This window comes from Ruegeria spongiae (genome assembly GCF_023502395.1).
GTDB lineage: Bacteria > Pseudomonadota > Alphaproteobacteria > Rhodobacterales > Rhodobacteraceae > Ruegeria_C > Ruegeria_C spongiae.
The window spans coordinates 145,486-158,611 of record NZ_JAMFMB010000003.1 but is presented as its reverse complement, the minus strand read 5'-3'; the positions used below and the strand labels follow the sequence as shown (position 1 = coordinate 158,611).

General features: G+C 59.2%; 12 protein-coding genes. 5 read left to right on the top strand and 7 right to left on the bottom strand.

Going from position 1 to position 13,126, the window contains the following annotated elements:
- Positions 1–455: 455 nt before the first annotated feature.
- Positions 456–1,691 carry a urate hydroxylase PuuD gene (locus M3P21_RS03920; RefSeq protein WP_249706990.1) on the bottom strand — a complete coding sequence of 412 codons (1,236 nt, stop codon included), beginning with the start codon at positions 1,689–1,691 and terminating at the stop codon, positions 456–458.
- A gap of 99 nt (positions 1,692–1,790) precedes the next feature.
- On the opposite strand from M3P21_RS03920, the gene M3P21_RS03915 reads away from it, so the two are divergent.
- Positions 1,791–2,723 (top strand): LysR family transcriptional regulator, encoded by a 933-nt coding sequence (locus M3P21_RS03915; protein WP_249706988.1) that lies wholly within the window; start codon positions 1,791–1,793, stop codon positions 2,721–2,723.
- Here the strand turns inward: M3P21_RS03915 and uraH are convergent.
- A complete protein-coding gene (gene uraH, locus M3P21_RS03910; protein WP_249706986.1) occupies positions 2,708–3,061 on the bottom strand; it encodes a hydroxyisourate hydrolase in 354 nt (117 codons plus the stop codon). The genes M3P21_RS03915 and uraH overlap by 16 nt on opposite strands.
- 151 nt (positions 3,062–3,212) lie before the next feature.
- Between uraH and puuE the strand changes: the two genes are divergently transcribed.
- The 3 genes from puuE to M3P21_RS03895 are packed head-to-tail and all read left to right on the top strand — an operon-like array spanning position 3,213 to position 6,594.
- On the top strand, positions 3,213–4,625 hold the full coding sequence (gene puuE / locus M3P21_RS03905) for an allantoinase PuuE (RefSeq protein ID WP_249706984.1): 1,413 nt from the start codon (positions 3,213–3,215) through the stop codon (positions 4,623–4,625).
- Positions 4,622–5,107 (top strand): ureidoglycolate lyase, encoded by a 486-nt coding sequence (locus M3P21_RS03900; protein ID WP_249706983.1) that lies wholly within the window; start codon positions 4,622–4,624, stop codon positions 5,105–5,107. The genes puuE and M3P21_RS03900 overlap by 4 nt, the downstream gene beginning before the upstream one ends.
- 56 nt (positions 5,108–5,163) lie before the next feature.
- Positions 5,164–6,594, top strand: coding sequence for a nucleobase:cation symporter-2 family protein (locus M3P21_RS03895; protein ID WP_249706981.1), 1,431 nt, complete (start codon positions 5,164–5,166; stop codon positions 6,592–6,594).
- 123 nt (positions 6,595–6,717) lie between these two features.
- Here M3P21_RS03895 and bhcD read toward each other — a convergent pair whose 3' ends face one another.
- The 4 genes from bhcD to bhcA all read right to left on the bottom strand — a co-directional run bounded on the left by bhcD (position 6,718) and on the right by bhcA (position 11,122).
- Positions 6,718–7,683 carry an iminosuccinate reductase BhcD gene (gene bhcD, locus M3P21_RS03890; protein WP_249706979.1) on the bottom strand — a complete coding sequence of 322 codons (966 nt, stop codon included), beginning with the start codon at positions 7,681–7,683 and terminating at the stop codon, positions 6,718–6,720.
- A 105-nt stretch (positions 7,684–7,788) separates the two neighbouring features.
- Positions 7,789–8,952 carry a 3-hydroxy-D-aspartate aldolase BhcC gene (gene bhcC, locus M3P21_RS03885; protein ID WP_249706977.1) on the bottom strand — a complete coding sequence of 388 codons (1,164 nt, stop codon included), beginning with the start codon at positions 8,950–8,952 and terminating at the stop codon, positions 7,789–7,791.
- Positions 8,953–8,966: 14 nt separating this feature from the next.
- Positions 8,967–9,932 (bottom strand): beta-hydroxyaspartate dehydratase BhcB, encoded by a 966-nt coding sequence (bhcB, locus tag M3P21_RS03880; RefSeq protein WP_249706976.1) that lies wholly within the window; start codon positions 9,930–9,932, stop codon positions 8,967–8,969.
- A complete protein-coding gene (bhcA, locus tag M3P21_RS03875; protein ID WP_249706973.1) occupies positions 9,932–11,122 on the bottom strand; it encodes an L-aspartate--glyoxylate aminotransferase BhcA in 1,191 nt (396 codons plus the stop codon). Before bhcA ends, bhcB begins: the two co-directional genes overlap by 1 nt.
- 166 nt (positions 11,123–11,288) lie before the next feature.
- Here bhcA and bhcR point away from each other — a divergent pair, with 166 nt between their 5' ends.
- Positions 11,289–12,137: an HTH-type transcriptional regulator BhcR gene (bhcR, locus tag M3P21_RS03870; RefSeq protein ID WP_249706970.1), complete on the top strand. Its 849-nt coding sequence runs from the start codon at positions 11,289–11,291 to the stop codon at positions 12,135–12,137.
- On the opposite strand, the gene M3P21_RS03865 is transcribed toward bhcR, so the two are convergent.
- On the bottom strand, positions 12,118–12,987 hold the full coding sequence (locus M3P21_RS03865; RefSeq protein ID WP_249706967.1) for a bifunctional allantoicase/(S)-ureidoglycine aminohydrolase: 870 nt from the start codon (positions 12,985–12,987) through the stop codon (positions 12,118–12,120). The genes bhcR and M3P21_RS03865 overlap by 20 nt on opposite strands.
- Positions 12,988–13,126: the final 139 nt, after the last annotated feature.

The following is a 13,126-nucleotide window of genomic DNA, read 5'->3' as shown; positions in this document are numbered from 1 at the left end:
TAGGCAGGGTTTTGCCGAGCGGCGGCGCACCAAAGTATTGAATTGACACAAGTTTGCCTATCGACCGACCTCACAAAAGAATTATTGGACATAATTCCCACAAAACGAATCGGTGATTCGTAAAAAACTAATTACTGACATCGATGATTTAATGCCCTAGTTTATACATACCGGTTATGGCGCGTGTGAGTGGCGAGCTTATGATACACCGGTATCGCAGGGGGGGGTCCCCAAGTTATTTTTTCCGGGCGGATACAATATGCCGTCCCATAATGGTTTTTTGTATCGGACCTCCCCTTTGCATCTCACGTACAATTTTGCACCTGACGTAAAACGTGCGCGAAAGCGAAATGTTGCAAATGCTGTATCTTGCCTGGCAAGCCCGGAATTGGCGTTGAGCTATCGGTGACCGGATCGAATACATTGTGGCGTGGGCCTGTACCGGCAGATTGAATTCACTCTGTTTCCCGGACCCCGTTCACCCATGAGACAATCGTTGCGCGGGCGTCTTCATCCATTTGAACCGCATTCGGGGGAGGCATAGCGTGGCTTATCCCGGCTTGAAGGTAGATTTGGCTGGCCTGCCGCGCCACATCTCCGGGGGTTTCCAGATAAACCCCTTTGGGGGCCCATTTCATGGAGCCCCAGACAGGTTCTCTGGCATGGCACATCGAGCAGTTGCCAAGGATGGTATCATATGCCTCTTCGAAACCGGCGGCCGAGGCGAATTTCTGCTCGTAGGGGGTCAGTGGTTCGGCTTCGGCCTCTTCCAGGGATTGGGTCGGGCGCACCGAAGACAACCAGGCGATCAGGATCATCAAAAGGACCGTCACCGCCCAAGTCCAATGCGGGCCGGTACCCGTGGCGTGCATGGTGTTAAAATAGTGCCGGATGGTGACGCCGGTCAGGAAAATCAGGCTTGCGATGATCCAGGCATATTCCGTGCCGAAGGCCAGCGGATAATGATTGGACAGCATCAGGAACACGACCGGCAGCGTCAGGTAGTTGTTGTGGGTCGAACGCAGCTTGGCGATTTTTCCGTATTTCGCATCGGGTGTGCGTCCCGCCTTCAGGTCCGCCACAACGATGCGCTGGTTGGGCATGATCTGAAAAAAGACGTTGGCGGTCATGATGGTGGCCGTGAAGGCACCCAGATGCAGCAGCGCGGCGCGGCCTGTAAAGATCTGATTATACCCCCAGGACATCGCTACAAGAATGACGAACAGCAACAGCATCAGCATAGTAGGCCGCTCGCCCAGTTTGGATTTGCACAGATAATCATAGGCCAGCCAGCCAATGGTCAGGGAACCTCCCGAGATCAGGATACCCTGCCACAGCGACAGATTGGCCTTGGTCGGATCGAGCAGGAACAATTCGCCGCCAACCCAGTAGATGATCATCAGCAAGGCCGCGCCGGACACCCAGGTGATGTAACTCTGCCATTTATGCCAGACCAGATGCTCGGGCATGTTTTCGGGCGCGACGAGGTACTTCTGGATGTGATAAAATCCACCCCCATGGACCTGCCACTCTTCACCGAAGGCGCCAACCGGCATGTTGGGTGCTTTGCGCAGGCCCAGATCCAGCGCAATGAAATAGAATGACGCGCCGATCCACGCCATAGCGGTGATGACATGCAGCCAGCGCACCGAAAACGCGATCCAGTCCCACGCCACAGCCAGATCATACATAGCAGATTCCTTCTATTCTCTCACCGGAGCACACTATGCGATCGCGTATTGTTCTGGTATCGTCGATGAATATCAAATAGCATCAAAAAAAACAAAACAATGTCCTATCTCGACAACATCCGAACCTTCGTCCGTGTCTATGAGCTGGGCAGCATGTCGGCAGCGGGGCGCGATCTGCGCATCTCTCCGGCCGTGACGTCGTCACGCATTTCGCAGCTTGAGGAACATCTGAGCGTCAGATTGTTCCAACGCACCACGCGCAGCCTGACGCCGACCGAGCAGGGGCAGGCCTTTTACAGCGGTGCCTGTGAAATTCTGGAATCCGTTGAAAGCGCCGAGGCACAGGTCGTCAATATCACGGAATACCCAAAGGGATCACTCTATGTGGCGGCCCCACTGGGGGTCGGGCGCAGGCTGATCGCGCCACAGGTCCCGAACTTTCTGCAGGAATACCCAGAGGTCAAAATTCGGCTGCGCCTGACCGACCGCAATGTCGATCTGACAACCGAGGGGCTTGATCTGGCGTTTTTTCTGGGCCAGCCGGAAGACAGCAACTTGCGCATTCGCAAGATTGCCGATGTGGACCGGGTTCTTTGTGCCGCCCCGTCTTACATCGCCGCGCGTGGCAATCCGGCGAATGGCGACACACTGGTGTCAGAGCGGCATGAATGCCTGAACCTGCGGTTTCCCGGTGCCACCGAGTTTCAATGGCCGCTGATGACGCCGGACGGCCCCAAGAAATTCCCGGTTTCGGGACGCTACGAGTCCGACGACGGCGATGTCCTGACGGATTGGGCCCTGGCGGGGAATGGCATCGCGATGAAACCGGTGTTCGAGGTTTCCGAACACATCAAGTCGGGTGCCCTTGTGCCCGTCGCCGTTGAAACACCACCGGACTCTATCCAGATGGCTTGCCTGTTCACACATCGGAAATGGCAGGACCCGAAAACGCGCCTGTTCATGGAATTTGTGATCGAGCGGATCAGCAAGGTTGTCCGCGACAGTACGCTGAGGGCTCAGCTGCCCCGATAGGTGGAATACCCGAACGGGGACAGCAGCAGCGGCACGTGGTAGTGCGACGCCTCTGACATGCCGAATCTGAGCGGGATGACATCGAGGAAACGCGGCATTTCAGGATCCACGCCGCAGGCGTCAAGATAACTGCCAGCATGGAACACCAACTCGTACACGCCGGTTTCAAACGCATCTGCCGGCAGGATCTGCTCATCCGTGCGCCCGTCGTCATTGGTCACAAGCGTCTTGAGATGCGTGCGCTTTTCGCCGTCGAGACGGAAAAGTTCGATCCTGAGGCCTTGCGCCGGACAGCCACGCGCGGTGTCGAGCACATGTGTTGTCAAATATCCGGTCATTCGCGCTTCTCCTTTAGGGGTGTTGGTTTATAGGCCCAAGGTTTGGCAAACTGCAAAACACTCCGAACAAGATACTCTTTCTCGGGTTTTTTGAAAAAATCTCGTATTGTTTTGGATTACAGAGGAATTAAGCTAAGAAGGAAAGCCTCAAGTGACCCACTACCCCCGTGACATGACAGGATATGGTGCCAATCCACCTGCCGCCAACTGGCCCAACGATGCGAAGATCGCCGTGCAGATCGTGTTGAACTACGAAGAAGGCGGCGAAAACTGTGTTCTGCACGGGGATGCCGCCTCGGAGGCGTTTTTGTCCGAGATCACCGGCGCACAACCCTGGCCGGGTCAGCGCCATCTGAACATGGAATCGATCTATGAATACGGCGCGCGCGCCGGGTTTTGGCGGGTTCACCGGCTGCTGAGCGATCTGCCAGTAACGGTCTACGGGGTTGCGACCGCCCTGGCGCGCGCGCCGGAGCAGGTTTCCGCGATGAAGGCCTCGGGCTGGGAGATTGCCAGCCACGGCCTGAAATGGGTCGAACACAAGGATATGCCCGAGGAGGAAGAGCGCGCGCAGATTGCTGAAGCGATCCGCTTGCATCGTGAGGTAACCGGCGAGGCGCCGCGCGGATGGTACACTGGCCGGTGTTCCAACAATACGGTGCGGCTGGCCTCCGAGACCGGCCAGTTCGACTATGTCGCCGACAGCTACGCCGACGATTTGCCGTATTGGACGCGCGTCGGCACGCGGGATCAGTTGATCGTTCCCTATACGCTGGATTGCAATGACATGCGCTTTGCCATTCAGGCGGGGTTCACCACGGGCGATCAGTTCGAAACCTACCTCAAGGATAGCTTCGATACGCTTTACGAAGAAGGTGCCGACGGTGCCCCCAAGATGCTGTCGATCGGTCTGCATTGCCGCCTGATCGGTCGTCCAGGTCGCGCCGCCGCCCTGCGCCGGGTGATCGAGTATTTCAAATCCCATGACGGTGTCTGGTTCGCGACACGGCTGCAGATCGCGCAACACTGGGCAAAGGAGAACCCCCCGATGCAACATACCCGTCCGTCCGAGATGGACCGCGACACCTTCGTGGCCGAGTTTGGAGGCATATTTGAGCACAGCCCTTGGATCGCCGAAGGTGCACATGATCTGGAACTGGGCCCCACGCATGACACGGCGCGCGGCGTTCACCAGATGCTGGCCCGCGTATTCCGATCCGCACCCGAGGACAAACGCCTTGGCGTTCTGACCGCGCACCCGGATCTGGCAGGAAAGCTTGCCGAGGCCAAACGGCTGACCGAGGAGTCCACTGCGGAGCAGGCCTCTGTCGGTCTGGACGCGCTCACCGATGAGGAACGCGCCACCTTCACGCGGTTGAACGAGGCCTATACCTCGAAATTCGGGTTTCCCTTCATCATCGCGGTGCGCGACAACACCAAAGCGTCGATCATGGAGGCGTTCGAGCACCGCATCGGCCATGACCGCGCAACCGAATTCGACGCAGCCTGCAGGCAGGTCGAACGCATCGCCGAATTGCGGCTGCTGGAAAAGCTGGACGCATGAGCAGGCGCCTCAAGGCCCAGCCGCTGACCGCAAGCGCCTTTGCACCTTATGGTGATGTCATGGCGGCCAGCGGCGACCCCGACAAGCTGATCAATCAGGGCCGGTGCGCCCGCTTCCATGACCGCGCGCGCCTGGATTTTTCTGACGGGGCGGCGGGCATCAGCATCTTCAAGGGCGAGAGGGAAACCCTGCCACTGGCGCTGAAGATGGTCGAACGGCACCCGGCGGGCAGCCAGGCCTTTGTGCCGATGTCTGCTGATCCGTTTCTGGTTGTCGTGGCCAGCGACACCAATGGCGTGCCGGAAAACCCGGTCGCTTTTCTGACCCAACCCGGCCAGGCGATCAATTTTCACCGCGGCACATGGCACGGTGTTCTGACACCCTTGTCTGAACCGGGACTGTTTGCAGTCATCGACCGCATCGGAGGCGGCGCGAATCTTGAAGAACACTGGTTCGAGACGGAATACGTAATCGAAAGATGAAAAGCGAAGTTGGCGAAGGAGCCAGCACAAAGCATCTTCACGGGAGGACAACCACCATGGCAGACACATCTATCGGGACACCGGAACAGCTCCGCGACCCGAATTACACGCCGGCGCTTCACCGCGCCATACCTTTGGGCATTCAGCATGTTCTGGCCATGTTCGTGTCAAATGTGACGCCCGCGATCATCATCGCGGGCGCTGCCGGTTTTGGGTTCGGGTCCGATGCGGGTGCGCAGGGCTTTCCGGACATGACCTATCTGATCCAGATGTCGATGCTGTTTGCAGGGGTTGCAACGCTCTTGCAGACCATCGGCTTTGGCCCGGTCGGTGCGCGGCTGCCGATTGTGCAGGGCACCAGCTTTGCCTTCATCCCGATCATGATCCCGCTGGTTGCGGGCAAGGGGGTCGAGGCACTGCCGGTTCTTTTCGGCGGTGTTCTGGTTGGCGGGCTGTTCCATGCCTTCATCGCTACGTTCATTGGCAAAATCCGCTTTGCGCTGCCGCCGCTGGTCACCGGCCTCGTGGTCACGATGATTGGTCTGGCGCTGGTGAAAGTCGGCATTCAATACGCCGCAGGTGGCGTGCCTGCGATCGACAAGCCGGAATATGGCAGCCTGCTGAACTGGTCGGCCGCTCTGGTTGTGGTCTTTGTCACGCTGGCGCTGAAATTCTACGCCAAGGGCATGCTGGCTGTGTCTGCGGTCGTGATCGGTATCGTTGTAGGATATTTCTATGCCATGGCGATGGGCATGGTCACCGTTGAGGGCATCGCAACCAGCTGGGGCCGCGCGGCACCCATCGCCTTCCCGGTTCCCTTTAAATACGGGTTCGAGTTCGGTTTTGCCGCGATCATCGGCTTCTGCCTGATGGCTTTTGTCTCGGCGGTGGAAACCGTGGGCGATGTCTCGGGCATCACCAAGGGCGGCGCGGGGCGAGAAGCGACCGAAGAGGAAATCACCGGCGCGACCTATGCCGATGGTATCGGGTCTGCGGTTGCCGGAGTCTTTGGCGGGTTCCCGAACACATCCTTCAGCCAGAACGTGGGCTTGATCGCCATGACCGGTGTGATGAGCCGACATGTGGTGACCATCGGCGCGCTGTTCCTGATCCTGTGCGGGCTGGTGCCGAAAGTGGGCGCCGTGATCCGCACCATCCCAATCGAGGTTCTGGGCGGTGGTGTGATTGTCATGTTCGGCATGGTTGTCGCGGCGGGCATCTCGATGCTCTCGGACGTGAACTGGAACCGCCGCAACATGGTGATCTTTGCGATCTCGCTGTCTATCGGGCTTGGCCTGCAGCTTGACCCGAAAGCCGTGCAATACCTGCCGGACACGCTGCGCATCCTGATGACCAGCGGGTTGCTGCCTGCGGCCCTGATCGCCATCGTGCTGAACCTGATCCTGCCCGAGGAGTTGTCGGACGAAGCGACCGAGGAGGTCTCGGGCGGCATGGCAGGACATGGCGAGGGATCGCTGCCGCACTAAGCAGGTTGGGTGCGATGCTCTGGCGTTGCTCTCATGTGGACAAACAGAAAAGCGGCGCCCAAAAGGGTGCCGCTTTTTTGCGTTGGGGCCTCGCCCTATAGCTTTCCAGAATAGCTTTCCAGATCAGAAATCGACCTCGATGGCGATGCCCTTGGCAACTGCCAGCTCGACCACGGATGCCGCCACCGCGAGGTCCTGCAGACCCACACCGGTGCCGTCAAACAGCGTGATCTGCTCATCAGAGCTCCGCCCGGCATGGGTGCCATTGATCACCGCGCCGAGCTGGGCAACATCCGCCTCGGTGATCAGCCCTTCTGCGATTGCATGCTGGGCTTCTCCGATGGAAATGGACTGCGCCACCTCATCGGTGAACACATCCGCCTTGGCCAACAAAGCGGTTTCGACCTCCTGCTTGCCTTTGGTGTCGGTGCCCATACAGGCGACGTGGGTGCCCGGTGACACGTGATCTGCCATCAACGAAGGAGAGAAGGCCGAGGTGATCGAGATGATGACCTCCGCCTCGACCATACCGTCAAGCTGCACCGCCTCGAAGGGCAGGCCCGCCTCAGCGGCCACTTTTTCGATGTTCGGCAACATTTCGGGGTGGAAGTTCCAGCCAATGACCTTCTCGAAATCGCGTTGTTCCAGGGCAGAACGCAGCTGGAACGCCGCCTGATGACCGGCCCCGATCATCCCGATGACCGAGGCGTCCTGACGGGCTAGATGTTTGATTGACACCGAAGAGGCCGCCGCCGTGCGCAGCGCGGTCAACAGGTTGCCGCCGACCATGGCCTTGGCCTTGCCGGTGTCGGGATCGAACAGGAATACGGTCGATTGGTGGTTGATGATCTGACGCTTCTCAAGATTGTTGGGCCAGTATCCGCCCGCTTTCAACCCAAGGGTCAGACCGGCCCGATCGAACCCGCCTTTGAACCCATAAAGCGCGTCTTCATGGCCGATGGCTTCGCGGACCACGGGAAAGTTATAGGCGTCTCCGGCGGCCATGGCCGCGAAAACGTTTTCGACCGCCTCAAAGGCGGCCTCGCGCGTCATGAGATCAGCGATCTCGCGCTCGGGGACGATCAGCATATGTGTGTTCCTTGTCGCAAAAACTCGTGCGCCCGCGTGCATACCCTGGGTGGCCACTGCACGCGGGCGTCTTGATCCAGCAACCTGCCGGATCCCCTAAGCTGTTCAGTACGCCTTGCCGCGCGCCGAGACTGGCCAGAGTGTTTCAACCTTCCCGTTCCGGACCCCGACATACCAGTCGTGAACGTTGCAAGTCGGGTCGCAATGGCCTGGCACCAGCTTGAGCTTGTCATTGACCTTGAGCACGCCGTCCGGGTCGGCAACCACGCCATGCTCGTCCGAACATTTGACGTATTCGACATCGTCCCGGCCATAGATGGTCGGCAGGCCGCTATCCAGCGATTGGGCCTTCAGACCTGCATCGACAATGGCCTTGTCCGCTTTGGCGTGGCTCATCACGGTGGTCAGGATGAACAGCGCGTTCTCCCATTCGCCCTGATCGATGCGCTTGCCGTCCTTGTCCAGAATGCGCCCGTAATCGGCGTCCATGAACGCGTAGGAGCCGCATTGAAGCTCGTTATAGACGCCCGAAGCGCTTTCAAAATAATAGGACCCGGTGCCACCGCCGCCAACGATATCACACTCCAGACCCTGCGCCTTGAGGGCAGTGACCGCATCCGCGACCTGCGCCACCGCCACGTCGAGCTTGGCTTTGCGATCCTCGTAGCTGTCCATGTGCTGCATCGCGCCCTGATAGGCCTGAATGCCCGCAAATTTCAGCCCCTCGGCGGCGTCGAGCAATTTGGCAATATCGACGACCTGCTGTGTGGTCGTCACACCGCAGCGGCCTGCGCCACAGTCGATCTCGACCAATGCTTCGATCTGTGTGCCATGCTTGACCGCAGCGGCGGACAGTGCCGCGACGTTCTCCGGATCGTCCACGCAACACAGAACCCGCGCGCCCAGCTTTGGCATCCGCGCCAGCCGGTCGATCTTGATCGGGTCGGTTACCTGGTTGGAGACCAGAACATCCTTGATGCCGCCTCGGGCAAAGACCTCGGCCTCGGACACTTTCTGACAGCACACGCCGACGGAGCCGCCGAGTTTTTCCTGCAGTTTGGCGACATCAACGGATTTGTGCATCTTGCCATGCACCCGGTGGCGCATGCCGTGGGCTTTTGCATAGTCGCCCATTTTTGTGATGTTGCGTTCCAGCGCGTCCAGATCCAGCACCAGGCAGGGAGTCTGGATGTCGGTCTCGTCCATGCCGGGCAGGGCGGGGACGTCAAAGCCCACTTCGAGGCCTTCGAAATCTGACTGTACGTTCATTGGGTTGGCTCCCTTCAATTGATCCAGGGCAGGCTGTCCAGATCGACATTCCCGCCAGTAACGATGACACCGACGCGCTTGCCCGCGAACCAGTCCTTGTTCTTGAGAATGGTGGCCAGCGGCACCGCCGAGCTTGCCTCCATCACGATTTTCATGCGCTTCCATGTGATCTTCATGGCCTCGACGATCTCGTCCTCGCTTGCTGTCAGAATGTCGCTCACGTGGTTCGAGACAAAGTGCCAGGTCAGATCCTTGAGCGGCACTTTCAGACCGTCGGCAATCGTGTCGGGCGCGTCATCCGCGATGATGTGACCCGCCTTGAAGCTGCGGTAGGCGTCATCGGCCTGCTCAGGCTCGGCAGCGATGATCTGCGTTTCCGGCGCCATGTTCGACAGGGTCAGACAGGTGCCCGAGATCATGCCGCCGCCGCCGATCGGGGCAACCACGATGTCAACGCCACCGGTCTGCTCCATCAACTCGCGGCTGCAGGTGCCCTGACCGGCAATCACGCGCGGGTCGTTATAGGGGTGCACGAAATTGCCCCCGGTCGCGGCCTGAACCTCGGCAAACACCGCTTCACGCGAGGTGGTCGAGGGCTCGCACTCGGTGATCGTACCGCCATAGCCGATGACCGCGTCTTTTTTGGCCTGAGGCGCGGTGCACGGCATCACCACATTGCAGGGGATGCCACGGCGACCCGCCGCGTAGCTAAGCGAAAGCGCGTGGTTGCCGGAAGAATGTGTGCAGACACCATTGCGGGCCTCGTCCTCACTCAGCCCGAACACCGCATTAGACGCACCGCGCACCTTGAACGCCGCCGCTTTCTGGAAGTTCTCGCATTTGAAGAACAGCTGCGCCCCGGTCAACTCGTTCAGGTATGACGAGGTCAGGACCGGCGTGCGGTGGATGTAGGGACTGATTCGCGTATGGGCGGCCAGCATGTCGTCATAGGTTGGAATATACATCGCGCTATCCTTCATCACGCAGCATCCTTTCGCGCGAGCGACGGGTGGCCCCGGTAATACTCCTGTGCCGCGGCAACGCCCGAGCCGAGCGTGATGTCGAGGCCAAGATCAGCCATGCACATTTCAGCTGTTGCGATACCGCTCAGGGTCATCACATCCGTCAAACTGCCCAGATGGCCGATGCGAAACACTTTGCCGGCGACCTCGCCCAGACCGACACCAAAGGCGACGCCATAAGTCTCGGCGGCATGGGTCACGATGTCAGTTGCGTTGAAGCCCTCAGGCGTACGAATGGCACTGACCGTGTCCGAATAGACCTCGGGGCTGGTGGCGCAGAGCTCCATCCCCCAGGCCGAAACCGCCTTGCGCACGCCGCTGGCGATGCGGTGGTGGCGGGCAAAAACGTTGTCCAGCCCTTCGCTCAATAGCATCGTGCAAGCCTCGTTGAGGCCGTTCAGCAAGCCGACGGCGGGCGTGTAGGGATAGGCGTTGTTGGCATAGCCCCTGGCCATGTCATGCACGTCAAAGAAGGTTCGGGGCAGGGTGCCGGTCTTGGTGGCTGCCATGGCTTTTTCGCTGAACCCGACAATGGCAAGCCCGGCGGGCAGCATGAAGCCTTTTTGCGACCCGGTGACGGCAACATCAACGCCCCATTCGTCGAACCGGAAATCCATTGACCCGATCGAGGACACACCATCAACAAACAGCAAAGCCGGGTGACCAGCTGCATCCAGCGCGCGTCGGACGGCAGCGATATCGGACTTCACACCGGTTGCGGTTTCATTATGGGTCGCAAGCACGACCTTGATCTGGTGCTGCGTGTCGGCGGTCAGAATCCCTTCGTAGCGGTCGGCGGGCAGGCCATCGCCCCAGGGCGTCTCCACAATCCGCACGTCCAGACCATGGCGCTGGCACATGTCGATCCAGCGATGCGAGAACATGCCATTGCGCGCGGCCAGAACCGTGTCACCAGCGCTCAGACAATTGGTCAGCGCCGTTTCCCAGCCACCGGTGCCGGTGGACGGAAAGATGAAGATCTCGGCTGATCCGCTTTTGAGCACCCGGCGCACCCCGTCCCGGGCCGGGTGCAGAATCTGCCCAAACAGCGGCGAGCGGTGGTCAATGGTCGGCATGTCGCAGGCTTTGCGCAGAGCTTCCGGGATGTTGGTTGGCCCCGGAATGAAAACAGGGTTTTGAAAGCTCATATCCATCTCCTTAGATCGTTACCCTGTTTCTAGCGTGGTCCCGAACCCTGAGATATTTTTTTGAAATCGTTTTTCATTTTTTGTTTTTACGGAATAGTTTTTTATTGTCAGTATGTTACGTTTTTCATATTGTGAAAATGCTCTTCGCGAAAATCTGAGGCTTTATATGAAATCCCAAAACAATGACGATTCCAGCCCCCGCAGAGCGCGCGGCAGGCCTCGCGACTGGGAAGACAAGACCGCGCAGAACACGATCAAATCCCTTGATCGCGCGATGGAGGTTTTCGAGTTCCTGAGCGAGGCGCAGGGCAAGGCGCTGACGGTGATCTCTGCCGAGATGGGGCAATCTCCGGCGACGGTGTATCGGGTGCTCGTCACGCTCGAGGGGAGGGGCCTCGTTGAATTCGACCCAGTCGAACAGGTCTGGCATATCGGCCCACAGGCATTTGTGATCGGGGCGCGGTTTCTCAGACGCACAAGCCTTGTCGATTGCGCGCGACCGCTGTTGCGAAAGCTGATGGAAGAGACCGGGGAAACGGCCAATCTGGGGATCGAAAAAGAAGGCTCTGTGCTGTTTCTGAGCCAGGTTGAGACCTATGCGAACATCCGCGCCTTCTTTCCGCCCGGTACCCTGTCACCGATGCATGCCTCGGGCATTGGCAAAGCCCTGCTGGCCGAGATGGACGATGCGCGGTTGACCCGAACCTTGCAGGGCAAGCCGTTTGAGGCCTTCACCGAATTCACCATCACCGACCTCGCCGCCTTGCGTGACAATCTCGCAGAGGTACGTCGTGCCGGGTTTGCCATTGACGGCGAAGAGAAGAACCTTGGGATGCGCTGCATCGCGGCACCGGTTTTTGACGTGAACGGAGAGGCGGTTGCCGGGATTTCGGTGTCCGGCCCGACCAGTCGTGTCGGCACCAACGATATCGAGCGCCTGAGCGGCTCCGTGATGGAGGCCGCACAGGCGCTCTCGCTCGCCATCGGGGGGCAGGTTACTCGGCCGCGGACCTGAGGGGCGCAGTTGCTTTCGCATTGCCCGCCAGCGGGCGCAGCGTCATGTGGCGGTTGACGTCCTTGTAAAGCAGATAGCGGAATTTACCCGGTCCACCCGCATAACAGGCTTGCGGGCAGAAAGCGCGCAGCCACATGTAATCGCCTGCCTCCACCTCGACCCAGTCATTGTTCAGACGGTAGACGGCTTTGCCCTCAAGCACATAAAGACCATGCTCCATCACATGGGTTTCCAGGAAGGGAATGACCGCTCCGGGCTCGAAAGTGACGATGGTGACATGCATGTCGTGACGCAGATCAGTTGGATCGATAAAGCGCGTCGTTGCCCATTTGCCATCCGTGTCGGGCATGATTGTTGGCGCGATGTCCTTCTCGTTGGCGATAATCACATCCGGCTTCGCCAAACCCGGCACCATCTCATAGGCTTTGCGGATCCAGTGGAAGCGAAGCATCCCGTCCGATTTGTTGTGCAGGGTCCAATCCGTCGAAGGCGGCAGATAGGCATAGCCGCCCTCGGTCAGGGTATGCTCGGCCCCGTCCACGTTCAGGGATGCGCTGCCCTCGACGACAAACAAGACCCCTTCGGCGCCCGGGTCGGCTTCGGGATGGTCCGAGCCACCGTCGGGCGCAACCTCCATGATGTATTGCGAGAAGGTTTCGGCAAAGCCGCTCATTGGGCGGGCGATCACCCAAAGCCGGGTCTGGTCCCAGAACGGCAGATAGCTGGTCACGATGTCGCGCATCGTACCTTTTGGAATGACCGCATAGGCATCGGTAAATACGGCCCGATCCGTCAGGAGCTGGTCTTGACCGGGATGCCCACCTTTTGGGGAGTAGTAATTCGTTGACATCAATGCTCCTGTCTTTTGTACAGTTTGGGTCAAATATGTTGGGCCAGGCACCGGCTGGCCACCCGTGTCAGGGTTACAGCACCTTTCGCATTCGCTTGATAATCCCGGCGTGCTGCTTGAATTGCCGTTAAATGCTGGT

Bases quoted from the DNA above. Each gene is read 5' to 3' on its own strand.
- M3P21_RS03920 (WP_249706990.1), bottom strand. From the start codon at position 1,691: ATGTATGATCTGGCTGTGGCGTGGGACTGGATCGCGTTTTCGGTGCGC.
- M3P21_RS03915 (WP_249706988.1), top strand. From the start codon at position 1,791: ATGTCCTATCTCGACAACATCCGAACCTTCGTCCGTGTCTATGAGCTG.
- uraH (WP_249706986.1), bottom strand. From the start codon at position 3,061: ATGACCGGATATTTGACAACACATGTGCTCGACACCGCGCGTGGCTGT.
- M3P21_RS03900 (WP_249706983.1), top strand. From the start codon at position 4,622: ATGAGCAGGCGCCTCAAGGCCCAGCCGCTGACCGCAAGCGCCTTTGCA.
- M3P21_RS03895 (WP_249706981.1), top strand. From the start codon at position 5,164: ATGGCAGACACATCTATCGGGACACCGGAACAGCTCCGCGACCCGAAT.
- bhcD (WP_249706979.1), bottom strand. From the start codon at position 7,683: ATGCTGATCGTCCCCGAGCGCGAGATCGCTGATCTCATGACGCGCGAG.
- bhcC (WP_249706977.1), bottom strand. From the start codon at position 8,952: ATGAACGTACAGTCAGATTTCGAAGGCCTCGAAGTGGGCTTTGACGTC.
- bhcB (WP_249706976.1), bottom strand. From the start codon at position 9,932: ATGAAGGATAGCGCGATGTATATTCCAACCTATGACGACATGCTGGCC.
- bhcA (WP_249706973.1), bottom strand. From the start codon at position 11,122: ATGAGCTTTCAAAACCCTGTTTTCATTCCGGGGCCAACCAACATCCCG.
- bhcR (WP_249706970.1), top strand. From the start codon at position 11,289: ATGAAATCCCAAAACAATGACGATTCCAGCCCCCGCAGAGCGCGCGGC.
- M3P21_RS03865 (WP_249706967.1), bottom strand. From the start codon at position 12,987: ATGTCAACGAATTACTACTCCCCAAAAGGTGGGCATCCCGGTCAAGAC.